Source organism: Herbiconiux sp. A18JL235 (assembly GCF_040939305.1).
GTDB lineage: Bacteria > Actinomycetota > Actinomycetes > Actinomycetales > Microbacteriaceae > Herbiconiux.
Window position 1 is genome coordinate 39227 of sequence record NZ_CP162511.1, and the last position, 21538, is coordinate 60764.

Annotated in this window: 21 protein-coding genes; 15 read left to right on the top strand and 6 right to left on the bottom strand. The window is 70.4% G+C overall.

Annotated elements, in window-relative coordinates:
* Positions 1 to 15: 15 nt before the first annotated feature.
* From ABFY20_RS00195 to ABFY20_RS00250, 12 genes are all read left to right on the top strand, one after another.
* Entirely contained in the window at positions 16 to 1443 is a 1428-nt protein-coding gene (locus ABFY20_RS00195) for a dihydrolipoamide acetyltransferase family protein (RefSeq protein ID WP_368497927.1), read from the top strand.
* A gap of 38 nt (positions 1444 to 1481) precedes the next feature.
* On the top strand, positions 1482 to 2546 hold the full coding sequence (locus ABFY20_RS00200; RefSeq protein WP_368497928.1) for a metal ABC transporter substrate-binding protein: 1065 nt from the start codon (positions 1482 to 1484) through the stop codon (positions 2544 to 2546).
* A gap of 4 nt (positions 2547 to 2550) precedes the next feature.
* Positions 2551 to 3327: a metal ABC transporter ATP-binding protein gene (locus ABFY20_RS00205; RefSeq protein WP_368497929.1), complete on the top strand. Its 777-nt coding sequence runs from the start codon at positions 2551 to 2553 to the stop codon at positions 3325 to 3327.
* A 1-nt stretch (position 3328) separates the two neighbouring features.
* Positions 3329 to 4204, top strand: a complete 876-nt coding sequence (locus ABFY20_RS00210; protein WP_368497930.1) for a metal ABC transporter permease — start codon at positions 3329 to 3331, stop codon at positions 4202 to 4204.
* Positions 4204 to 5025 carry a metal ABC transporter permease gene (locus ABFY20_RS00215; RefSeq protein WP_368497931.1) on the top strand — a complete coding sequence of 274 codons (822 nt, stop codon included), beginning with the start codon at positions 4204 to 4206 and terminating at the stop codon, positions 5023 to 5025. The genes ABFY20_RS00210 and ABFY20_RS00215 overlap by 1 nt, the downstream gene beginning before the upstream one ends.
* Positions 5022 to 5411, top strand: a complete 390-nt coding sequence (locus tag ABFY20_RS00220; RefSeq protein WP_368497932.1) for a Fur family transcriptional regulator — start codon at positions 5022 to 5024, stop codon at positions 5409 to 5411. Before ABFY20_RS00215 ends, ABFY20_RS00220 begins: the two co-directional genes overlap by 4 nt.
* Positions 5412 to 5455: 44 nt before the next feature.
* Positions 5456 to 6733, top strand: coding sequence for a M23 family metallopeptidase (locus ABFY20_RS00225; RefSeq protein WP_368497933.1), 1278 nt, complete (start codon positions 5456 to 5458; stop codon positions 6731 to 6733).
* A gap of 154 nt (positions 6734 to 6887) precedes the next feature.
* A complete protein-coding gene (rpmB, locus tag ABFY20_RS00230; RefSeq protein ID WP_171706691.1) occupies positions 6888 to 7124 on the top strand; it encodes a 50S ribosomal protein L28 in 237 nt (78 codons plus the stop codon).
* Complete coding sequence (rpmG, locus tag ABFY20_RS00235; RefSeq protein WP_022897487.1) at positions 7124 to 7291, top strand: 50S ribosomal protein L33; 168 nt, start codon at positions 7124 to 7126, stop codon at positions 7289 to 7291. The genes rpmB and rpmG overlap by 1 nt, the downstream gene beginning before the upstream one ends.
* A 4-nt stretch (positions 7292 to 7295) precedes the next feature.
* Complete coding sequence (gene rpsN / locus ABFY20_RS00240) at positions 7296 to 7601, top strand: 30S ribosomal protein S14 (RefSeq protein ID WP_171706690.1); 306 nt, start codon at positions 7296 to 7298, stop codon at positions 7599 to 7601.
* Positions 7602 to 7706: 105 nt separating this feature from the next.
* Positions 7707 to 7994 (top strand): HU family DNA-binding protein, encoded by a 288-nt coding sequence (locus tag ABFY20_RS00245; RefSeq protein WP_022897485.1) that lies wholly within the window; start codon positions 7707 to 7709, stop codon positions 7992 to 7994.
* Between the two features lie 155 nt (positions 7995 to 8149).
* A complete protein-coding gene (locus ABFY20_RS00250; RefSeq protein ID WP_368497934.1) occupies positions 8150 to 10153 on the top strand; it encodes a cytochrome c oxidase assembly protein in 2004 nt (667 codons plus the stop codon).
* On the opposite strand, the gene ABFY20_RS00255 is transcribed toward ABFY20_RS00250, so the two are convergent.
* Positions 10139 to 11197 (bottom strand): hypothetical protein, encoded by a 1059-nt coding sequence (locus ABFY20_RS00255; RefSeq protein ID WP_368497935.1) that lies wholly within the window; start codon positions 11195 to 11197, stop codon positions 10139 to 10141. The two genes, ABFY20_RS00250 and ABFY20_RS00255, sit on opposite strands and share 15 nt — an antisense overlap.
* Before the next feature lie 56 nt (positions 11198 to 11253).
* Here ABFY20_RS00255 and ABFY20_RS00260 point away from each other — a divergent pair, with 56 nt between their 5' ends.
* The 3 genes from ABFY20_RS00260 to ABFY20_RS00270 all read left to right on the top strand — a co-directional run bounded on the left by ABFY20_RS00260 (position 11254) and on the right by ABFY20_RS00270 (position 17779).
* Positions 11254 to 12528, top strand: coding sequence for an ATP-dependent RecD-like DNA helicase (locus tag ABFY20_RS00260; protein WP_368497936.1), 1275 nt, complete (start codon positions 11254 to 11256; stop codon positions 12526 to 12528).
* Positions 12529 to 12611: 83 nt separating this feature from the next.
* Positions 12612 to 15665: an MMPL family transporter gene (locus ABFY20_RS00265; protein WP_368497937.1), complete on the top strand. Its 3054-nt coding sequence runs from the start codon at positions 12612 to 12614 to the stop codon at positions 15663 to 15665.
* On the top strand, positions 15662 to 17779 hold the full coding sequence (locus tag ABFY20_RS00270) for a YhgE/Pip domain-containing protein (protein WP_368497938.1): 2118 nt from the start codon (positions 15662 to 15664) through the stop codon (positions 17777 to 17779). The genes ABFY20_RS00265 and ABFY20_RS00270 overlap by 4 nt, the downstream gene beginning before the upstream one ends.
* A gap of 10 nt (positions 17780 to 17789) precedes the next feature.
* Here ABFY20_RS00270 and ABFY20_RS00275 read toward each other — a convergent pair whose 3' ends face one another.
* Genes ABFY20_RS00275 through ABFY20_RS00295 form a run of 5 tightly spaced genes read right to left on the bottom strand, consistent with a single transcriptional unit; the run spans position 17790 to position 21531 of the window.
* The gene (locus ABFY20_RS00275) at positions 17790 to 18443 is read right to left on the bottom strand and encodes a heme oxygenase (biliverdin-producing) (protein WP_368497939.1); all 654 of its coding nucleotides are present in this window, start codon (positions 18441 to 18443) and stop codon (positions 17790 to 17792) included.
* Between the two features lie 44 nt (positions 18444 to 18487).
* The gene (locus ABFY20_RS00280) at positions 18488 to 18793 is read right to left on the bottom strand and encodes a DUF2470 domain-containing protein (RefSeq protein WP_368497940.1); all 306 of its coding nucleotides are present in this window, start codon (positions 18791 to 18793) and stop codon (positions 18488 to 18490) included.
* A 25-nt stretch (positions 18794 to 18818) separates the two neighbouring features.
* Positions 18819 to 19445 (bottom strand): dienelactone hydrolase family protein, encoded by a 627-nt coding sequence (locus tag ABFY20_RS00285; RefSeq protein WP_368497941.1) that lies wholly within the window; start codon positions 19443 to 19445, stop codon positions 18819 to 18821.
* Positions 19442 to 20530 carry an MBL fold metallo-hydrolase gene (locus tag ABFY20_RS00290; protein ID WP_368497942.1) on the bottom strand — a complete coding sequence of 363 codons (1089 nt, stop codon included), beginning with the start codon at positions 20528 to 20530 and terminating at the stop codon, positions 19442 to 19444. Before ABFY20_RS00290 ends, ABFY20_RS00285 begins: the two co-directional genes overlap by 4 nt.
* The gene (locus ABFY20_RS00295) at positions 20527 to 21531 is read right to left on the bottom strand and encodes a nucleoside hydrolase (RefSeq protein ID WP_368497943.1); all 1005 of its coding nucleotides are present in this window, start codon (positions 21529 to 21531) and stop codon (positions 20527 to 20529) included. The genes ABFY20_RS00290 and ABFY20_RS00295 overlap by 4 nt, the downstream gene beginning before the upstream one ends.
* Between the last annotated feature and the right edge of the window lie 7 nt (positions 21532 to 21538).

Below are 21538 nucleotides of genomic sequence, written 5' to 3' on the forward strand. Positions count from 1 at the left end.
CACCGGGAGAATCCGATGACCAGCGCACAGTTCCACCTGCCCGACGTGGGTGAGGGCCTCACCGAGGCCGAGATCGTCTCCTGGAAGGTCGCCCCGGGCGACTCCATCGAGATCAACCAGGTGATCGTCGAGATCGAGACGGCCAAGTCGCTCGTCGAGCTGCCGTCGCCGTTCGCCGGCACCGTCGAGAACCTGCTGGTGCCCGAGGGCACGACCGTCGACGTCGGAACCGCGATCATCGCGGTGAACGCGAGCGACGGCCAGGAGGCGCCGCCGGCGGTCGCCGCCACCGAGATCCTCGGCACGGTGACGCTGCCGGATGCGGCACCGGCGGGTTCGACCCCGGCGGCAGCCGCGGCGGGTACGCGCGCCGAGGCACCCGCGCCCACGGTCGCGCCCGCTTCCCCGCCCGCCGCCGAGAGCTCGGGCGCCGTGCTGGTCGGCTACGGCATCAAGGGTCACGTGGCCAGCCGCCGCACGGCACGCACGCGTGCCGCCGCCACCATCCCCGCGATCGGCGAGAGCCCCGACGCCAAGCGGCCCACCACGCGCCTCGCCCGCGCCCATCAGCCCATCCCGGGCGTTCCCGTCATCGCCAAGCCCCCCATCCGCAAGCTCGCCAAAGACCTCGGCGTCGACCTCAACGAGGTCACCCCCACCGGGCTCATCGGCGACATCACGCGCGAAGACGTCATCCGTCACGCCGACCAGGCGAAGGTGTTCCACAACATCGAGACCCCGCAGTGGGCTCCGGTGCGCGAGGAGTACATCCCCGTCAAGGGCATGCGCAAGCAGATCGCGAAGGCGATGGTGGCGAGCGCGTTCACCGCCCCGCACGTGAGCCTGTTCGTCGACGTCGACGCGACCCGCACCATGGAGTACGTGAAGCGCCTGAAGACCTCCCCCGACTTCACCGGGGTGAAGATCTCGCCGCTGCTCATCATGGCCAAGGCGCTCATCTGGGCCGTGCAGCGCAACCCGATGGTGAACTCGGCGTGGACCGAGAAGGAGATCGTGGTGCGCAACTACGTGAACCTCGGCATCGCGGCCGCCACACCGCGCGGGCTCATCGTGCCGAACATCAAAGACGCGCACGACCTCTCGATGCGCGGCCTCGCCGAAGCGCTCGAGCAGCTCACCCTCACCGCGCGCGAGGGCCGCACCTCCCCCGCCGACATGGCGGGCGGCACCATCACCATCACCAACATCGGCGTGTTCGGCATGGACACCGGAACCCCCATCCTCAACCCGGGCGAGGTGGGGATCGTCGCTCTCGGAACCATCAAGCAGAAGCCTTGGGTGGTCGACGGCGAGGTGCGCCCGCGCTTCGTCACCACGATCGGCGCGAGCTTCGACCACCGGGTCGTCGACGGCGACGTGGCGAGCCGCTTCGTCGCCGACGTCGCCTCCATCATCGAGGAACCTGCGCTTCTGCTCGATTAAGTTGGTGTTGATAATCATTATCATCTAGGCTCGAGCGCGTGAAGAAGAACGCGCTCATCGTCCCCGTGCTCCTGTCGGCCTCCGCTCTCGCCCTCGCGGGCTGCGCATCCGGCGCCTCGTCGACGGATGCGGGCTCCACGAGCGCTGCCGCCGGCGGTCTCAAGGTGGTCGCCACCACCACCCAGGTCGCCGACTTCACCCGCGAGATCGCGGGCGACGCGGCGAGCGTCACCCAGCTCATCCAGCCGAACCAGAGCGCGCACAGCTACGACCCGTCGGCGGCCGACCTGTCGGCCCTGGCGTCGGCCGACGTGCTCGTCATCAACGGCGCGGGGCTCGAGGAATGGCTCGACGACGCCATCTCGGCCTCCGGCTTCGACGGGGTGACCATCGACGCGTCGACCGGCATCCAGCTCTCGGAGGAGACCGCCGGCGACGACCACGCCCACGAGGAGGGGTCGACCGAAGACGACCACGCCCACGAGGAGGGCGAGGCGCACGAGGAGGGCGACGACCACGCCCACGAGGGCGGCAACCCGCACATCTGGACCGACCCCTCCCGCGCGGAGCAGATGGTGGCCACCATCGAAGCGGGACTTGCCGTCGCCGACCCGGCCGCCGCATCCGACTTCACGACGAACGCCGACGCTTACGAGAAGAAGCTCGCCGAGCTCGACGGCTGGATCCGCGAGAACGTCGACCAGGTGCCGGCCGACAAGCGTCTGCTGGTGTCGAACCACGACGCCTTCACCTACTTCGTCGACGCCTACGGCATCACCTACGTGGGCTCGGTCATCCCGAGCTTCGACGACAACGCCGAGCCGAGCGCCGCTCAGATCGACGAGCTGGTCGCGGCCATCAAGGCCACCGGGGTGAAGGCCGTGTTCTCCGAGGCCTCCATCTCGCCGAAGGCCGCCGACACCATCGCCAGCGAGGCGGGCGTGAAGGTGTACTCCGGCGACGAGGCGCTCTACGGCGACTCGCTCGGCCCGGCCGGCAGCGACGGCGCCACCTACCTCGACTCGCAGATCCACAACGCCACGGTCATCCTGGAGTCGTGGGGGGCCACGCCGAGCGCGCTCCCCGCAGACCTGGAAGACTAGCGCGGTGACCGAGAGCGCCCCCGTCCTGCAGGTGAACGACGCGTCGTTCGCCTACGGGCCGACGGTGGCGCTCTCCGGCATCTCGATGGAGGTGCACGCCGGAGAGGCGGTCGCCCTCATCGGCCCGAACGGCGCAGGCAAGTCCACCCTGCTGAAGGGCATCCTCGGCCTCGTGCCCCAAGTGGCCGGCCGCCTCACGGTAGACGGCAGCGATTCGCGCCGCCGCTACGCCTCGGCCATCGGCTACATGCCGCAGCACGACGAGCTCGACCCGCAGTTCCCCGTCACCCTCGAGCAGGTCGTCATGATGGGCCGCTACCGCTCCATCGGCTGGTTCAGGATGCCGCGGGCCGTCGATCGCGCGGCTGTCGCCTCCGCGCTGGCCGCGGTCGGGCTCACCGAGCGGGCGCGCATCCGTTTCGGCGACCTCTCGGGCGGTCAGCAGCAGCGCGGCGTGCTCGCACGCTCGATCGTGTCGACACCGAAGCTGCTGCTGCTCGACGAGCCGTTCAACGGCCTGGACCACGACAACCGCGCAGCCCTCATCGACACGCTGCTCGCGCTCAAGGCCGACGGTGTGGCGATCGTGGTCTCGACGCACGACTTCGACCTCGCCCGCCAGGTGTGCGACCGGGTGATGCTGCTGAACGGCCGCCAGGTGGCCTTCGGCGAGCGGGAGAGCGTGCTCACCATGCCGAACGTGCACAACACCTTCAGCGAGGTCGAGCTCGGGCCCGACGGGGAGCCGTTGCAGCCGCCGACCCACGACGAGGTGCGCTGAGGTGGACCTCGGCGCCTTCTTCATCGACCCCTTCGCCCTGCCCTTCATGGCGAAGGCACTCGGCGTGCTGCTCGTCTTGAGCGTGGTGGCGGGGTTCATCGGGGTGCTGGTCAACCTTCGCGCCCTCGAGTTCGTGAGCGACGGGCTGGTGCACGCCGTCTTCCCGGGCCTCGTCATCGGCTTCGTGGTCTCCGGTCGGGACGGGCTGTACGCCGGCGCGGTCATCGCCGCCGTCGTGGCGGCCGTGGTGCTCACTCTGCTCACCCGGCGGGCCATCACCTCCGACGCCTCCACCGCGATCGTGCTCACCGGCATGTTCTCCATCGGCATCATCGTGGTCTCCACCCAGAGCGACTACGTGGGCCAGCTCGACCAGCTGCTGTTCGGGCGGCTGCTCACCGTCACCGACTCCGACCTGGTGCAGACCGCCGTGGTCTGCGGCATCGCCCTGCTGCTCGTGCTGGTCACACTGAAGGGCCAGCTGTTCCGGGCCTTCGACGGCCCGGGAGCGGCGGCGGCGGGCTACCGGGTGCTCGCGCTCGACCTCGTGCTCAACGTGGCGATCGCCCTGGTGGTGGTGGCGGCGTCGAACGCCGTGGGCAACCTGCTCGTGCTCGCGGTGCTCATCGTGCCCGGTGCGGTCGGGCGGCTCATCGCCGGCCGCATCGGGCTCATCTTCGCCCTCGCCGCCGCGTTCGCCGCGTTCACCGGGTGGCTCGGGCTCAGCATCGCCTTCGCGCTCTCCGTCGGCGCGGGAGTGCCCGCACCGAGCGGTGCCACCGTGGTGCTCGTCGTGGTGGCGGTGTACCTCGTGGTGCTCCTCGTGCGCGTGGTCGTCGACGCGGCGCGACGCGGCCGGATGCGGGTGGCTGCCTGATGGGGTACTTCGAACGCGCCCTCGTGCTCGCCGTGGTCATCGGGGTGCTGAGCGGACTCGTCGGCACGGTGGTCGTGCTGCGCCGGCGCGCCTTCTTCACGCAGGCGCTCACGCACGCCACCTTCCCGGGTGCGGTGCTGGCGGCGGCGCTCGGCGTGAGCGTCATGCTCGGTGCCGTGGTGTCGAGCGTGCTGCTCATCGTCGCGATGACCCTGCTCGGCAGGGTGACGCGGCAGGGGTCGCAGGTGGCGTCGGGCGTCGTGCTCACGGCCGGCTTCGCGCTCGGGGTCTTCCTGCAGGCGTTCTTCCCCGAACTGCCGATCCACGTCGACAGCTACCTCATCGGCTCCATCTTGAACGCCACCGACCTCGACCTCGCCGCGTCGACGGCGGTGCTGCTCGTGGCCGTCGTGGTGCTCCTGGCCGCGGGCAAGGAGATCCTGTTCTCCACCCTCGACCCGATGGGGTTCCGGGCGGCGGGGTACCGCGCCTGGGTGGTCGAGGCGGTCTCGCTCGCGCTCATCGTGCTGACCGTGGTGACCGCCATGCCGGCGGTCGGGGCGATCCTCGCCCTCGCCCTCATCGCGGCCCCGGCCGCGGCGGCACGGGTGATCGCACGCACCACTACCCAGATGTTCGTGCTGGCCCCCGTCATCGGAGCCCTCTCCGGGGTCGTCGGGGTGCTCTCCTCGCGGTGGCTCGGCATCGCCGCCGGTGCGGCGATCGCCCTCACCGCAGCCCTGTTCTTCGTGCTGGCGCTAGGCGTCTCCCAGCTGGCACGGATACGGTGGAGACGGTCGGAAGAGGTGGTCGGTTCGTGAAGCGCAACACGTGGCAGCGGGAGGCGGTGCGCTCGGCGCTCGGCACCCAGATGGGCTTCGTGAGCGCCCAGGCGCTGCACTCCTCGCTCAAGAACACCGGCTCGCAGATCGGCCTGGCGACGGTGTACCGGGCGCTCGCCGATCTCGCCCAAGAGGGTGAGGCCGACTCGCTCCAGTCACCCGAGGGCGAGTCGCTCTACCGCGCCTGCTCGCTGGCGCACCACCACCACCTCATCTGCCGCAGCTGCGGCCTCACCGTCGAGATCGAGGCCGACGAGGTGGAGTCATGGGCCCAGAAGACCGCGGCCCAGCACGGCTTCACCCGCCCCGAGCACGTCGTCGACATCTTCGGCTACTGCTCCGCCTGCGTGCCGACCACGGCTTGAGACGTCTCTGGCCTCCGGGTGCCCCCGCGTCCCATACTGACTGCATGACCCGACGTCCGCTTCTGCTGATCCCGATCGCCGCAGCGGCACTGCTCCTCGCCGCCTGCACCCCGTCCTCCGCGCCCGAGCCCGCCGCCGATCCGGTCGCCGAAGGAAGCACCCCGCCTCCCGACGCCGCCTCCGGTGACGGTGAGGGCTCCGGCGACGCCACCAGCGCATCCGACGACCCCTTCACCCCGGTGATCGCGCGCGTGCTGAGCACCCCGCGGCCCGTGCCGACCACCGACGGTCTGGTGCACATCGCCTACGAGCTCTACCTCAGCAACGTCACCACCCAGACGGCGACGATCGAGACCATCGACGTGCTCGACGGGAAGGGCAGATCGCTCGAGCGCCTCGACGGCGACGAGGTCGTGCCCTGGGTGCATGTGTCGGGCACGACCGAGCCGGGGCGGGTCATCGGGGCCGGCCAGGGCGCCCTGGTGTGGCTCGACGTCACCGTCGAGTCGATGGACGACGTGCCCGCGAAGCTCGCGCACGACGTGACCTTCGGGTTCGACCCCGGCGCCCCGCCCATCATCACCCCGGAGATGACGGAGCGGCTCGCGAGCACCCCGGTCGACCACCAGGCGCCCGTCGTGATCGCGCCGCCCCTGCGGGGCGACGGCTGGCTGAACGGCAACAGCTGCTGCGCCGTCACGCCGCACCGCGGGGCGGTGAACCCCATCGGCGGCTCGTACCACGCCCCCGAGCGCTACGCGATCGACTACGTGCAGCTCGACTCGAACGGCTCGTTCGTGACCGGGCCCGTCGACGAGCTCTCGAGCTACCCCTACTTCGGCGCCGACATCCTCGCCGTGGGAGACGGACCGATCGTCTCGATGCGGTTCGACCTCCCCGAGCAGAGGCCGGGCGCCAACCCGACCGGCCTCACGGTCGACGAGTACGGCGGCAACCACATCGTGCAACAGCTCGGCGACGGCGTGTACGCGTTCTACGCGCACCTGCAGCCCGGCAACCCCGCAGGCGTCGAGGTGGGCCAGCGACTGTCGACCGGTGACGTCATCGGGCTGCTCGGTAATACCGGCAACACCGACTCACCGCACCTGCACTTCCACCTCATGGACTCCCCGAGCCCGCTCGGCTCGAACGGCGTGCCCTTCGTCTACGACGATTTCAGGCTGGCCGGCGAGATCACCGCCGACGACCTGTTCGCCAACCTGACGGCCGGAGGCCCGTTCGAGATCGCCACGGGCGACCGCGGCGAACGCGAAGACCTGTACCCGCTCTGGCTCACCGTCACCGACTACGCCGGGCCGTGACCGGCGGGCCCGACTTGCCGCCCGGGCGCCGCTCGTCTAAGCTTACACGGTTGGGTGGAATCCTCCGCCCATTGCGGGCCCGTCACGAGTCGGGCCTGTCGACAAGTCATCTTGGGTGAGGCGCTCGTCTCACGGTAACCAAATGGAGGAAACAATGGCAGCAGTGTGCCAGGTGACAGGAGCCGTTCCCGGCTTCGGTCACAACATCTCGCACTCGCACCGTCGCACCAAGCGGCGCTTCGACCCGAACGTGCAGAAGAAGACGTACTACGTGCCGTCGCTTCGCCGTAACGTCACCCTGACGCTGTCCGCCAAGGGCATCAAGGTCATCGACGCCCGTGGCATCGAGGCCGTCGTCAAGGACATCCAGGCTCGGGGGATCAAGCTCTAATGGCAAAGCAGCAGGACGTCCGTCCCATCATCAAGCTCCGCTCGACGGCGGGCACCGGTTACACCTACGTGACCAAGAAGAACCGTCGCAACGACCCCGACCGCCTCGTGCTGAAGAAGTACGACCCGGTCATCCGCAAGCACGTCGACTTCCGAGAGGAGCGGTAAACACATGGCCAAGAAGAGCAAGATCGCCCGCAACGAGCAGCGCAAGGTCGTCGTGGAGCGGTACGCCGCGAAGCGTCTCGAGCTGAAGAAGGCTCTCGTCAGCCCCACGTCCACCGACGAGGAGCGCGAGGCCGCACGCCTCGGCCTGCAGAAGCTCCCCCGCAACGCCTCGCCCATCCGCGTGCGCAGCCGCGACTCGGTCGACGGCCGCCCCCGTGGTGTGCTCACCAAGTTCGGAATCTCGCGTGTGCGGTTCCGCGACATGGCGCACCGAGGCGAGTTGCCGGGCATTACGAAGTCCAGCTGGTAAGTTACCCTCGGTCGAACAGACCAACCGAACTGGCCCCGGTGGCCGGGGTTGTTCCACTGTCAACAGCTGCATCCGCAGCGAAATGGTCCGAGGAGGACACCTTAAATGGCTGACAAGTCACTCAACAAGACCGAGCTCGTCGCAGCCGTCGCCGCCGCTTCCGGCCAGACCCAGGCTTCGGTGAACGAGGTTCTCGACGCTCTGTTCTCGACCCTGGCCGACTCGGTCGCCAGCGGCACCAAGGTCACCATCCCGGGCTGGCTCGCTGTCGAGCGCACCTCGCGCGCCGCTCGCACCGGCCGCAACCCGCAGACCGGCGCCACCATCGAGATCCCCGCGGGCCACTCCGTGAAGATCTCGGCCGGCTCGAAGCTCAAGGCTGCCGCCAAGTAGCCTTCGGCTCACCAGCTCGAGAGGGCGACGACTTCGGTCGTCGCCCTCTCTGCTGTTAACGGCGGATGCTGTTGACGGTGGACGCTGTCGACCGCGGCTGCGCCTGCGCATCCGCACCGGGCGGAGGCACAGGCAGCGGCGCGTAAAGTGGTCGGGTGCTGAGAGTCGTGCGGGTCGCCGGTCCTGCCGCCCTGGTGGCGGTCTCGGTGGCGGCGCTCCTCGCGGCCCTCGCCATCGGTGGCGGCGCTGCGCCGCAGCTGCTCGAAGACCCCGGCGCGGTGGTGCGCTACGGGCTCCCTGCGGCCTCGATGCTCGTCAACATCGCCGCCGCAGGCATGATCGGCTCGATCGGCCTCGTCCTCTTCGTCTTCCCGGGCGACAGCCCCGTGGCCGCCCGTACCCTCGACGTCGCCGCCGGCTCCGCAGCTCTGTTCACCGTCGCCGCCGGGCTGACCGGCTTCTTCAGCTACCTCAGCGTCACCGCGCGGGCGCTGAGTTTCGACGACACCTTCTCGCAGGGTCTCGGCCAGTTCCTCACCGCCATCCCGCTCGGTCAGGCGTGGCTGCAGACAACCCTCACGGGCGCCGTGGTCACCGTGCTCTGCTTCGCCGTGCGCAACCAGACCGCCCTGTTCTTCGTCGGACTCCTCGCCGTGGCGTCGCTGTGGCCGATGGCCCAGCAGGGCCACGCCGCCGGAACCGATGGCCACGACGCGGCCATCACCGCTCTGATGCTCCACCTCGTCTTCGCGGCTGCCTGGCTGGGGGGTCTCGTCGTCATCGCCATCCTGAGTCGTCAGCTCGACACCCCGCGGCTCGTCGACGTGGTGGCGCGCTACTCCAGCGTCGCCCTGGTGTGCTTCATCGTGGTGGCGGCGTCGGGCTACGTGAGCGCGGAGCTCCGGGTGGGCTCGCTCGACCGCCTGCTCACCCCCTACGGCGTGCTGGTGCTCGTGAAGGTCGGCGCGCTCGTCGCGCTCGGGGTGTTCGGCGCGTTCCACCGCCGATTCGTGATCGGCCGGCTCGCCGACACCGGCCGGCGCCGGCACTTCTGGTGGCTGGTCGTCGCCGAGCTCGCGTTCATGGGCATCGCCACCGGCTTCGCCGCCGCACTCGCCCGTACGGCCACCCCGGTTCCCGAGACCGTGCCGCCCGAGCAGACGGCGGCGCAGATCCTCACCGGAACGCAGCTGCCCCCTGAGCCGACGGTGGAGCGCTTCCTCACCCTGTGGAACTTCGACCTCATCTGGGTGCTGGTGTGCGCCTTCGGCATCGTGTTCTACCTCGCGGGCGTCTGGCGCCTGCACCGGCGCGGCGACCGCTGGCCCTGGTACCGCACGGTGCTGTGGGTCGCGGGCATGCTGATGCTGTTCTACGTCACCAACGGCGGCCTCAACGTCTACGAGAAGTTCCTCTTCTCGGCTCACATGTTCGGGCACATGACCCTCAGCATGGCCATCCCGCTGCTGCTCGTGCCGGCCGGCCCCGTGACGCTCGCACTCCGCGCCATCCGCAAGCGCGACGACGGCAGCCGCGGCATGCGCGAGTGGATCCTGCTCGCCGTGCACTCCCGTGTCGCCGCGGTCATCGCGAACCCCATCGTCGCGGGCGTGCTCTTCGCCACCAGCCTCGTCGCCTTCTACTACACGCCGTTGTTCCGCTGGGCGACCGAAGACCACCTCGGGCACGAGTGGATGATCGTGCACTTCCTCATCGTCGGCTACCTCTTCGTGCAGGCTCTCATCGGCATCGACCCGGTGCCCTACAAGCTGCCCTACCCGTTCCGCCTGGTGCTGCTACTGGCCACGATGGCGTTCCACGCCTTCTTCGGTCTCGCGCTCATGGAGGGCACGGGGCTGCTGCTCGCCGACTGGTTCGGCGCCACCGGCCGCACCTGGGCCGCCGACGCCCTCGAAGACCAGCAGACCGGCGGCGGCATCGCCTGGAGCATCGGTGAGATCCCCACCGTCATCCTCGCCTTCGTCGTCGCGGTTCAATGGAGCCGCAACGACAAGAAGGAGACCACGCGTCGCGACCGCAACGCCGATCGCACGGGCGAGGCCGAGCTCGAGGAGTACAACCGGATGCTCGCTCAGCTCGCCGGAGGCAGCGGGCGCTCCGAGGGCGGTCGACAGGGCGAGGGCTCAGCTCCGCGGTGAGAACGCGATCGAGCCGTCGGGCTCGACGGACACCGCGAAGCTCACGTCGAAGGGCACGAGTTCGTCGCGCGTGGTGACGGTGCCGTCGAACAGTGACCGGATGTCGACGACGACCCGCGCGGTGCCCCGGGCGTTCGGCACCACCCAGCTGTCCTGCCCGGCGAGCAGGGTGAGCTGGGGGTAGCTCTCGATCGACCAGACAGGCTCCGAGACGATGCGGTCGTTGACATCGAGGCCGAACGGGCATCCGGGCGGGTACAGCAGCCGTTGGGTGACGCAGTCGGCGAGGAAGCCGTCGACCGCCGTCTGCACCTCGGCGAGGAAGCCCGTGGTGGGCTGCACGTCGACAATCGCGCTGACCGGGGTGCGGGGCTTTGTCGCCGCCAGCGGCACGGCCCGTGAACCGAGCTGCTCGGAATGGTGGGAGAGCATCACGAGGCTCGGCACGAGCATCTCGTAGGAGCTGCTGGCGTGGAACGCTGTCGGGTCGCCGGCCGAGACCTGCACGGCGCCCGCGGTGAAGTCGGAGGCGTGCGACACGGTGATGGTGGCGGTCGCGCTGGGCGAGCGCACGAACGACCACTCGGGGAAGACCAGCCAGCTGGTTCCGGTGCGCTCCACGTCGAACTCGCTCTGCGCCGTCACGGTGTACGGGTTGGAGTCGCCCCGCACGGGGGTGCCGGTGAGGGTGTAGGAGAACACCATGCGGTGCCGGCCCGGGGTGATCTCGGTGTCGCTCACCAACTCGATGTCGGAGAGCCCGCCGAGTGCGTCGGGGGTGATGAGCGATGCCTCGCCGGTGCCGGGAGCGTCGTCGGTGACGAGCTTCACACCCGGGGTGGCGAGGGCCGCCGCCACGTCGTGGTCGGCGACGGCGTCGAGGTAGATGCGCACGAACGCGGGCGCGCTGTACAACTCGCGGTTCAGGATGCCGATCGCTGAGAACGCCGCGGCCACCGTGAGCAGGAGCAGCCCGGTGTAGATGACCACCGATCTCTGGAGTGCGTCGCGGGAGTTCTCCCCAGCATCCGCCTCGTCGGTCATCTCCACAGTTTACGGTGACCCCTCTCGACGGCCTCGGGGGCCGGTAGATTGGAGTGATGGACAGGCCAGCGCTCTCGGCCGAGCAGCAGAGGGTGTTCGACCTCATCGAAGGCACCCGCGAGCACGTGTTCGTCACCGGTCGCGCAGGCACCGGCAAGTCGACGCTGCTCAACCACCTCTCGTGGAACACCGAGAAGCAGCTCGTCATCTCGGCACCTACGGGGGTCGCCGCCCTCAATGTCGGCGGGCAGACCATCCACTCCTTGTTCAAGCTGCCGATCGGGGTCATCGCCGACCACGAGATCGAGCAGGGCGGTGAGGTGCGGAAGCTGCTCAACACCATCGACACCCTCGTCATCGACGAGGTCTCGATGGTGAACGCCGACCTCATGGATGCGATCGACCGCAGCCTCCGTCAGGCCAGGCAGCGCCCCGCCGAGGCCTTCGGTGGCGTTCAGGTGGTGCTGTTCGGCGACCCGTACCAGCTCGCCCCGGTGCCGGGCGACGCCGACGAGCGCGCCTACTTCGCCGACCGCTACCGGTCGATGTGGTTCTTCGACGCGCGGGTGTGGGAGGAGGCGCCGCTCCGTATCGTCGAGCTCACCGAGGTGCACCGTCAGCACGACGACGACTTCAAGTTCATGCTCAACGCCGTTCGGTTCGGCATGGTCACCAAGGAGATCGCCGACGCGCTGAACGGTGCGGGCGCGCGCACTCCCCCCGCAGACGGCGCGATCACCCTCGCCACACGCAACGATTCGGTGAACCGCATCAATCAGAGTGCGCTGGCGCGCCTGCCCGGCCGCGTGCTGAGCGCGAAGGCCGAGATCTCGGGCGACTTCGCGGGGCGGGCCTACCCGGCCGATGTGAACCTCGAGCTCAAGGTGGAGGCCCAGGTGATGTTCCTCCGCAACGACGGCGACCAGCGCTGGGTGAACGGCACGGTCGGCACCGTCACCAAGATCGACTCGACCGTGTGGGTCGACGTCGACGGCGAGGTGCACGAGGTCGACCCGGTGGCCTGGGAGAAGCACCGCTACTCCTACTCCCCCGAGTCGAAGCAGCTCACCAAGGAGGTGATCGGCGAGTTCACCCAGTTCCCGCTGCGGCTGGCCTGGGCGGTCACCATCCACAAGTCGCAGGGGCAGACCTACGACGAGGCGATCGTCGACCTCGGCTCCCGGGTGTTCAGCCCCGGCCAGACCTATGTGGCGCTCAGCCGCCTCACCACTCTCGACGGCCTCTACCTCACCAGGCCGTTGAAGCCCAGCGACATCATCGTCGACAAAGCCGTCCTCGCCTTCATGCAGCGCGCCACCCGCCCCCGCTGACGTCTGGCGCCCCCCACTAAGGGGGGGACTCCCGGGCCCCGACGGGGTGCTGCGTGACCGATACCCTCAGAGGGGAGGGGCACATGGCTACGCTGCTGTACAGGATCGGGCGCTTCGCCGCGCATCGGAGCATCGCGGTGATAGTGGGATGGGTGGTGCTGCTCGGGTTGTTCGTCGGCGGCGCCGGCGCGCTCGGCGGCACCATGAGCTCCTCCTTCGCCATCCCAGGCACCGAGTCGCAGCAGGCCATCGACATGCTCGACCAGCGCTTCCCGCAGGCCTCGGGGGGCAGCGCCAAGGTCATCTACGTGCCGCCGTCGGGGCAGAAGATCGATGCCTTCGAGAGCCAGATCGCCGCATCCGTCACCGCGCTCGGCTCGGTCGACCACGTGTCGATGGTGACGGGGCCGTTCGACGCCAACGCGTCGGCGCAGGTCAACGACGACAGCAGCATGGCGTACACGACCGTGCAGCTCGACGTCGCGAGCTCCCAGCTGAGCGAGGCCGAGAACGAGGCGATCGTCGCCGCGGGCGAGAAGGCGGCGACCGACGGGGTCACGGTCTACTTCTCCGGGGTCACCGACCCGCCGGAGGCCGGGGTCGACTACACCGAGGCCATCGGCCTGCTGGTGGCCTTCGTCGTGCTCCTCATCACCTTCGGCTCACTGCTCGCAGCCGGCATGCCGCTCGTCACCTCGGTGATCGGCGTCGCCATCACGACCACCACCATCACCATCGCGTCGGGCTTCGTGAGCATCTCCTCCACGGCGCCGCTGCTCGCCACGATGCTCGGACTCGCCGTCGGCATCGACTACGCCCTGTTCATCGTGGCGCGGCACCGTACCCAGCTCATCCACGGCATGGACCCGAAGGAATCGGCCGCCACCGCCGTGGCCACCGCGGGCAGCGCGGTCGTCTTCGCAGGTCTCACGGTCATCATCGCCCTGCTCGGCCTCTCGGTGGTGCAGATCCCCTTCCTCACCGTGATGGGCATCGGCGCCGCCATCTCGGTCGTGATCGCCGTCGTCGTGGCACTCACCCTGCTTCCCGCCATCCTCGGCCTGTTCGGTCGGCGCCTCATCCCGAAGCCCACCTCGCGCGCCGCTCGGCGCGAGCTCGCGTCCGCCGACCCGCACGCGAAGAAGACCACGCTCGGGGCGCGCTGGGTGGCGCTCGCCACCGCCAAGCCCGTCATCACCGTCGCCGTGGTGGTGATCGGGCTGGTCGTCGTCGCGCTCCCCGCCGCATCGCTCCGGCTCACGCTGCCCGACGCCGGGTACGACCCGAGCGGCTCGATGTCGCGCGAGGGGTACGACCAGCTGAGCGAGGGCTTCGGCCCCGGCTTCAACGGGCCACTGCTCATCACCGCCGACATCGCCGCGGTGACAGACCTCGACTCGGCCCGCACCGCGCTGCACGACCAGTTCACCGGCCTCCCCGACGTCGCGAGCGTGAGCCAGGCGTTGCCGAATGCCACTCTCGACATGCTCATCGTGTCGATCATCCCCGACAGTTCGCCCGACAGCGTCGCCACCGAGCAGCTGGTGCACGGCATCCGTGACAGCGAAGCCGCCTTCGAGAAGGCGAACGGCTTCGGCTACCAGGTGACCGGGCAGACCGCGCTCGGCATCGACGTGTCGGCGCGGCTCGCCGACGCCCTGTTGCCGTTCGCGGTGGTCGTGGTGGGCCTGTGCATCATCCTGCTCACCATCGTCTTCCGCTCCCTCGCAGTGCCCATCTCGGCGACCATCGGCTACCTGCTCTCGGTGGCTGCGTCGTTCGGCATCGTCACCGCGGTGTTCGAGTGGGGCTGGCTCGCCGATGTGCTCGGCGTGGCCAAGGTGGGCCCGGTCATCAGCTTCTTCCCCATCCTCCTCATGGCGGTGCTGTTCGGCCTCGCCATGGACTACCAGGTCTTCCTGGTGTCGCGGATGCGCGAGGTGTACAGCGAGACCGGCGACGCCCACTTCTCGGTGCGCCACGGTTTCGTGGGAGCCGCCCGGGTGGTGACGGCTGCCGCCTGCATCATGTTCGCCGTGTTCGCGAGCTTCGTGCCGGGCGGCAACGCCGTGCTGCAGCCGATCGCCCTCGGCCTCGCGGCGGGCGTGTTCATCGACGCCTTCCTCGTGCGCATGACCTTCATCCCGGCACTCATGATGCTGCTCGGTAAGCTCGGCTGGGCCATCCCGAAGCGGCTGGCGCGCATCCTGCCGAACGTCGACCTCGAGGGCGAGGGCGTGCGCGAGATGCTCGACGCGGTGCGGTGGCGTCCGTTGCCCGCGCCCGACGCGCCGCCCTTCGCCGTGGCCGCGGAGCGCGCGGTCGTCGAGTCCGCCGCCGAAGGCGAGCTCGTCGCCCCCTTCGACGTGCGCGCCGAGGCGGGCGACCTGGTGATCGTGACCGGAGCGGTCGGCACCCACCCCGAGGCCGTCGTCGCCGCGATGGCCGGGAGGCAGCGGCTGCTCGAGGGCCACCTGCGCGTGCTCGACCGCCCCCTCCCCGTGCACGCGGCCGAGCTGCGCCGCCACAGCGTGCTCGTGGCGCGGCCGGTCGACGACGACCTGCTGGCCGACCGCATCCCGCTCGGCTCGTTGCCCGCCGTCGCACGGAGGGTGCAGGAGCGGCTGCAGCGCGAGCTCGGCGAGGAACTCGCTGAGCTCTGGGGCGGAGCTCTCGCGGAGGAGTGGATGCGCCAGCTCGCGGAGGCCACGGCCGCCGCGGCGACGGTGACCGACCGGCGCGGGCGCGCCACCGCCAAGGTGGGGCTCGTCGCCGTCGACGGCACCGGCATCCCCACCGCCCACCTGCAGCACGCGCTCTCGATCGTCGACGCAGCACTGCCGCTCACCGCCACGCTCGTCGTCGCCCACCACGGGGCGCGGCTCGAGGCGGGCACCCGTCCTGTGCAGGTGGTGGAGCTCGCCGCGGTGCGTCCGGAGCCGCGGGCGCTGCCGGGCCTGCCGGGTCTGCCGGCGGCACCGGATGGCGCTCCGGGAGACCAGGCGGCCCTCGACGCACCATCGGGACGCGGTGGCGGCCCGGCCCCCGACGACCCGGGGCCGCAGCGAGGAGGCGACTCCCCCGACGACCCCGACCAGAACCCGCCCACCGAGCCCCGACAGGAGGTGACAGCATGACGAAGCTCCGCTCCCTCGTCAGACGCGGCGACAGCGGCGGCCTCTCACCGCTCGCGCGCCGTATCGCGATCGTGCTCGCCGTGCTGACGCCCCTGCTCATCGCCGGGGTGGCCGTGACGGCGCTGCGGGCCGAGGCCGGCACGAGCGCTTCGGGCTCGGGCGGCTCGAGCTCCGACGCGGCCGGCGCGACCTCACCGAGCCTGCCCGCGGCCGTGGTCAACCTCGACCAGATCGTCTACGTCGACGGCACCACGGTCACCCCCGCGGCCTCCGACGGCAGCGGAACCGGCTCCCCCGTCGCCGCCGGCAAGCTCCTCGTCAGCCAGCTCACCGCCGGAACGGCCGGCCAGGGCTTCTCCTGGACGGTGACCGACCCCGACACCGCGGCTGTGGGCCTGTCGTCGGGCGAGTTCGCCACCGTGGTCACGATCCCTCAGCAGTTCTCGGCCGACTACGTCTCCATCGCCACGAGCGATCCCGTGCAGGCACAGGTGCAGGTGCAGACGAACGGCGCGAGCAGCTACGTCACCGAGCTCCTCGCCAGTGCCCTGTCGGCCAATCTCCAGGCCACGATCTCGCAGACGGCGACCAAACAGTACGTCACCGGTCTTCTCGGCGGCTTCACCGAGCTGAACGGACAGCTCACCGAGGCGGCGAACGGGGCCGGGCAGCTCGCCTCGGGGGCGAACACGCTCGCCGGATATCAGGACCAGCTCGCCACCGGAATGGCCGGCGCGGCGCAGGGTGGGGCGGGGCTGGACACGGCCGTGCAGGCGCTCAACACCGGCATGCGCCAGATCGCTACGGGCACGGCCGACCTGCCGGTCTACGCCGACGCCATCGCCGTCGGGTCGACCGGGGTCACCGACGGCATCGGGCTGCTCAAGCAGCGCCTTGCCGACGAGACCGCGAAGAGCTACGGCATCGACGCCCAGCAGCAACAGCTCGAGAGCGACATCGCGGCCCTGAGCGACGCCGTGCCCGGTCTCACGGATGAGGAGATCCAGTCCCGTCTCGGCGAGCTGCAGTCCACGGCGGCAGGAATACGGGTGCAGAGCTTCGGCGTGACCCTCGGGCTCGGACTCGACGCGCTCGGGGTGACGGCGCTCGAAGACTTCTCGAACCAGGTGAGCGGAGGTGCCGCCGAGTTCGCCCAAGACCTACCCCTGCTCACCTCGACGCTCACCGAGGTGGCGAACGGCACGGAGAAGCTCGCCTCCGGCACGGCCGAGTTGGCGAAGGGCCTCGGCGATCTCTCCACGGCCGCCTCGGGCATCGCCGGTGGCGGAACGGAGCTCGCCACCAACACGGGCAAGCTGGCCTCCGGTCTCTCCGAGGCCGCCGCCGCCGTTCCGAGCTACACGAAGGAGCAGCAGGACTCGATCTCCACGGTCGCGGCCACCCCCGTGGTGACGCAGCAGAGCGACATCGACGCGCTGCCCACCCCCGCGGCCGCGATCGCCGCGGTCGCCGTCCCGCTCGCCCTGTGGATCGGCGCGTTCGCGATCTACCTGCTGCTCACGCCGTTCAGCCGCCGCGAGCTGGCCTCGACGGCGTCGACCTTCCGCGTCGTCGTCGCCGCCCTCGTCCCCGCCGCCGCGCTCGCCCTGGTGCAGGCTGCCGTGGTGGCGGTCGTGCTGTTCGCGGTGGGGGCGCATCCGCTTCACGTGATGGGCGCCATCCTGTTCTCGGCGGTGATGTCGGTGAGCTTCGTGATGCTGCACCAGGGGCTCGTCGCTTTGTTCGGGCAGGCGGGACGCCTGGTGTCGCTCGCGCTGGTGGTGGTGCAGGTGGCGGCTGCCGCCGTCATCATCCCGAACGGGCTCAGTTCGCCGTTCTACACCGGGCTCGCGCAGCTGCTGCCGCTGTCGCATGCCATCACGGGAATGCACGCGCTCATCGGTGGAGGGTCGGCGGCGGTGGCCGCTCAGGAGGCGCTGGTGCTCGTCGTCTTCGCCGCCATCGGGCTCGTGCTCACACTGGTCGCGGTGACGCGCGCGCGGGGGCGGAGCGCCGTGGTGCTCGCGGCGGGAGCGACGCGCGGGCCGGGTGCCGCGGGCGGATCGGGCGCGCCGGCGCTGCCCGCTTCACCGACGGCCGCGCCCGCCGCCTAGGCCCCGGGCCCTAAGCGACCTGGGCGGCCTTGGCGTCGGCGAGGTCGAGGAAGAGCTCGGTGTTGAAGCGGTAGGCGACGAGCACCTCGTCGATCACGCGATCGCGCTCGGCGTCGTCCCAGTCGACGGCGTCGAGCTGGGTACGGTAGATCTCCTTGAACTCCTTCGGCTTCGCGATGTCGCCGAACAGGTAGAAGCCCACGCCGTTGGTCTCGAAGCCGAACTGCCGCTGCATCAGCGTGCGGATGATCTGCCCACCGGAGAGGTCGCCGAGGTAGCGCGTGTAGTGGTGCGCGATGAACCCGCCGTTCCATGTGGCGGCCACCTCTTCGATGCGCTTCACATAGCGCTGCGTGGTGGGCAGCGGCTCGATCTGCTCGCGCCACTCGGCGCCGAGGAGGAACTCGAGGTCGGCCTCGATGGCGGGCAGCCGGGTGAGCTTCGGCGAGATGAACGCGGCGGCGACGGGGTCGTTCTTCATGCGGTCGGCGGCTGCCTCGAGGGCTTCGTAGATGAAGTAGTGCTGGGCGACCAGGGCGATGTAGTCGTCTTTCGAACCCTTGCCGCTCATCAGGTCGGTCATGAAGCCGGCGCCCTCGCTGTCGCCGTGGCCCGACCAGGTGCGCTCGCGAAGAGCCTGAGAGAAGGGGATCACTGCGGCCATGTGTTCATTCCCAGCTAGTCGAGTGGAAGTTAGTATCACCTAACCTAGCGGTCGTGAGAGCGCGGTTCCACCCCGAGTACGGCGCAGGCCTCGTCGTAGAGGGCGACGATCTCGCGGCGCACCTCGGCCCGCTCGCTGATCGGGCCGGCCGGCCAGGCGACGGATGCGGTGCGTGCCGTGCCCCCGGTCGTCACCTCCCACACTCCCCCGTCGCCGTCGAACCCGGTCATCGTCGAGGCGTCGGCCGAGGGGTCGACGAAGGCGCGGGCGATGAGCAGGTTGTCGTCGGTGTGGTCGTCGTTCATGTGCCGGAGCACGGCGTCGACGACCTCGGGTGCGAATGCGGTCACGGGCACACGCTACACGCCGCGGTCGTCAGTCGAGCAGCTGGGCCTGCATGAAGTAGACCGAGCGGGCGAAGGCGAGTGCGGCGGCCTGGGGGTCGACGAGCTCTGCGACCGTCGCGTTCGCGAAGCCGGACGACGCGGCGTAACTGTGCTGGGTCACCGGGGTGCCGTGCTCCTTCACGCGGCTCACGAAGGCGTCGAACTCGTCGCCTGCTGCCCGGTGCAGCATCACCGGGCAGGGGATGATGCCGCCCTCGTCGTCGCCGAGCGTGGCGTAGTAGGTGACCACGGCATCCGCTGCCCCGCTCTGCGCCGCCCGCAGCGCGAGCCTGCCGCCGAGACCGAGCCCGATCACGCCGACGCGGGTGGCCCCGGCGGCGCGTGGGAACCCGATGGCGTCGTCGAGGGTCGCCTGGGCGAAGCCCTCGTCGACGCGGGCGACCAGCTCGGCCGCGCCCGCCTCGTGCACGGCGGCCTTGCCGTCGAAGAGGTCGGGCACGACGACGTGGAAGCCCTGCGCGGCGAGGGCCGTGCCGTACGACTCGAGGTAGGGAAGCCGGCCGTACTCGTCGTGGACGATGACCACACCGGCGCGGCCGGGAACACCGAACTCGAGCGGCCAGCCGGGTGAGGGGATGTCGACGAGCTCGCTCATGCCGCTGCCTCCGCCCGCTGCAGATGGGTGAGGTGCAGGGCGGTCTGGCTGAGGGCCGAGACGCGGTAGAAGCCATGCAGGTTCGCCCAGCCGGCTGTCCAGCTGACGTGCGCGGCGAGCTGCCACACGGAGGACTCCGGATGCTCGGCGTGAAGGGCCGCGATCTCGCGGGAGCGCTTCAGGTGGTGCTCGCGGATGTCGGCGCAGCGCTCGGCGATGCCGGTGAAGCGGTAGCCGTGGCCGGGGAGCACCTCGTGCCGGTCGTAGCCCGAGACACGATCGAGCGAGCGCAGGTAATCGCCCAGCGGGTCGTCGGCCGGTCCGCCGAGGCCGAGGCCCGGGTAGACGGTCGGCAGCACGAGGTCGCCGGTGAACAGCAGCTCGTCGTCGTGGTCGACGAGGGCGAGGTGGCCCGGGGTGTGACCGGGGGTGTGCAGCACCTCGATGCGCCGGCCCGCCACGTCGAGCAGGTCTCCGTCGCGGAGCAGCAGGTCGGCGGTGAAGCCGGCCGGGCCGACACCGGTGCTGACCTCGGTCGTGCGGGGGCCTGCGGTGGCAGCCACCCGTGCCACCGCCATCAGCTCGTCGCGCTCTGCCGATGGCACGCCCCATCCGTCGAGTCGCGCGGTCGCGGTCTCCACCGCGGTGAGCGACGAGGCGGCGAGGCGTCGCGCGGCCTCCTGCTCGTGGGCGTGCAGCTGCACGCGGGCGCCCGTCTCCCGGCGGAGGCGCTCGGCGAGGCCGAGGTGGTCGGGATGCAGGTGGGTGGCGGTGACGGAGGCGACATCGTCGAGTCTCGCGCCCCGGTCGGCGAGGAACGCGGCGAGCCGCCCGGCGTTCTCGTCGGTGTCCCAGCCCGGATCGACGAGATGGACGCCTCCGGCGGCGTCGAAGATGGCGTAGCTCAGGGTGTATTGGGGGATGCCGTTGCCCGGCGTGGGTTGGGGCAGCACCCAGACCCCGCTCCGCACCTCGGCTGCCGGCGGGAGGCCGTCGGCGAGCGGCACCCCGTGCTCGGCGGCCCGGTCGGCTGCGAACTCGACGGGATCGACGGGTTCGGGAAGACGCAGGCCGTTCGAGCTCATGGCAGACGGGCGATCGTGTCGAGGAAGAGGCGGGCGAAGCGGTCGACATCCACGTCGAGGGCGATGTCGATGGCGGGCACGGAGGAGTGTATGCCGTGAACGGCATCTTCGCCCGACCGCCGTCGTCGGTCGACGATCGTCTGGCCGCGCGCGAACCCCGCCAGCTCGACCCGCACCGGGTGCCTCTCGATCGTCAGTGCACCGGGGTCGACGAGGGCGCAGAGGGCACCGGCGTCGCCGATGTGGCCACCCCAGGGGCTCTCGGCCGCACCGTCGGCCGCATCCGCGGCAGCCGCGTCGGCATCCGACTCCGGAGCGGTCTCGGGGTCGGCCATCTGGAACGACAGAAGAGCGCCGGCGAGCCGACCCGAGACGCTCGAGCCCTGCGTGAGCCGCGCGGCGTCGCTCTCGTCGATGGTGACCTGGTTGAACACGTCGAGCCCGTACATGAAGGCGGGAACCCCCGAGTCGAGCACGATCGCCGCGGCCTCGGGATCGTGCCAGACATTGAACTCGGCGACCGCGGTCGCGTTGCCCCCGCTGGCGGAGCCGCCCATGAACACGATGCGCTCCAGGTTCTGCGCGACCTCGGGGTATTGCCGCAGCAGCAGCGCGAGGTTCGTCTGGGGGGCCAGGGCGACCAGGGTGACCGGGCCGTCGGAGGCGAGGATGAGGTCGCGGGCGAGGTCGACGGCGTGCCGGGGGTCGACGGGGCGGGTCGAGGGGGCGAGGCCGAGGTCGCCGAGTCCGTCCTCCCCGTGCACGTGCGAGGAGCGCAGGGGTTCGATGAGGGGGCGTACGGCTCCGCCCGCCACCGGAATGGGCGGCGCTCCGGCCGCATCGAGCACCTTGAGGGTGTTCGCCACCACGTTGGGCAGCGAGGTGTTGCCGGCGACGCAGGTGATGCCGAGGAGCTCGATGTCGGGGTGGGCGACGGCGAACAGGATGGCGAGGGCATCGTCGACCCCCGTGTCGACGTCGAGCAGAACGCGATGGGTCACGGCCTCA

Bases quoted from the DNA above. Each gene is read 5' to 3' on its own strand.
- ABFY20_RS00260 (WP_368497936.1), top strand. From the start codon at position 11,254: ATGGACAGGCCAGCGCTCTCGGCCGAGCAGCAGAGGGTGTTCGACCTC.
- ABFY20_RS00285 (WP_368497941.1), bottom strand. From the start codon at position 19,445: ATGAGCGAGCTCGTCGACATCCCCTCACCCGGCTGGCCGCTCGAGTTC.
- ABFY20_RS00225 (WP_368497933.1), top strand. From the start codon at position 5,456: ATGACCCGACGTCCGCTTCTGCTGATCCCGATCGCCGCAGCGGCACTG.
- rpmB (WP_171706691.1), top strand. From the start codon at position 6,888: ATGGCAGCAGTGTGCCAGGTGACAGGAGCCGTTCCCGGCTTCGGTCAC.
- ABFY20_RS00265 (WP_368497937.1), top strand. From the start codon at position 12,612: ATGGCTACGCTGCTGTACAGGATCGGGCGCTTCGCCGCGCATCGGAGC.
- ABFY20_RS00270 (WP_368497938.1), top strand. From the start codon at position 15,662: ATGACGAAGCTCCGCTCCCTCGTCAGACGCGGCGACAGCGGCGGCCTC.
- ABFY20_RS00245 (WP_022897485.1), top strand. From the start codon at position 7,707: ATGGCTGACAAGTCACTCAACAAGACCGAGCTCGTCGCAGCCGTCGCC.
- ABFY20_RS00290 (WP_368497942.1), bottom strand. From the start codon at position 20,530: ATGAGCTCGAACGGCCTGCGTCTTCCCGAACCCGTCGATCCCGTCGAG.
- ABFY20_RS00215 (WP_368497931.1), top strand. From the start codon at position 4,204: ATGGGGTACTTCGAACGCGCCCTCGTGCTCGCCGTGGTCATCGGGGTG.
- ABFY20_RS00255 (WP_368497935.1), bottom strand. From the start codon at position 11,197: ATGACCGACGAGGCGGATGCTGGGGAGAACTCCCGCGACGCACTCCAG.
- rpmG (WP_022897487.1), top strand. From the start codon at position 7,124: ATGGCAAAGCAGCAGGACGTCCGTCCCATCATCAAGCTCCGCTCGACG.
- ABFY20_RS00275 (WP_368497939.1), bottom strand. From the start codon at position 18,443: ATGGCCGCAGTGATCCCCTTCTCTCAGGCTCTTCGCGAGCGCACCTGG.
- rpsN (WP_171706690.1), top strand. From the start codon at position 7,296: ATGGCCAAGAAGAGCAAGATCGCCCGCAACGAGCAGCGCAAGGTCGTC.
- ABFY20_RS00195 (WP_368497927.1), top strand. From the start codon at position 16: ATGACCAGCGCACAGTTCCACCTGCCCGACGTGGGTGAGGGCCTCACC.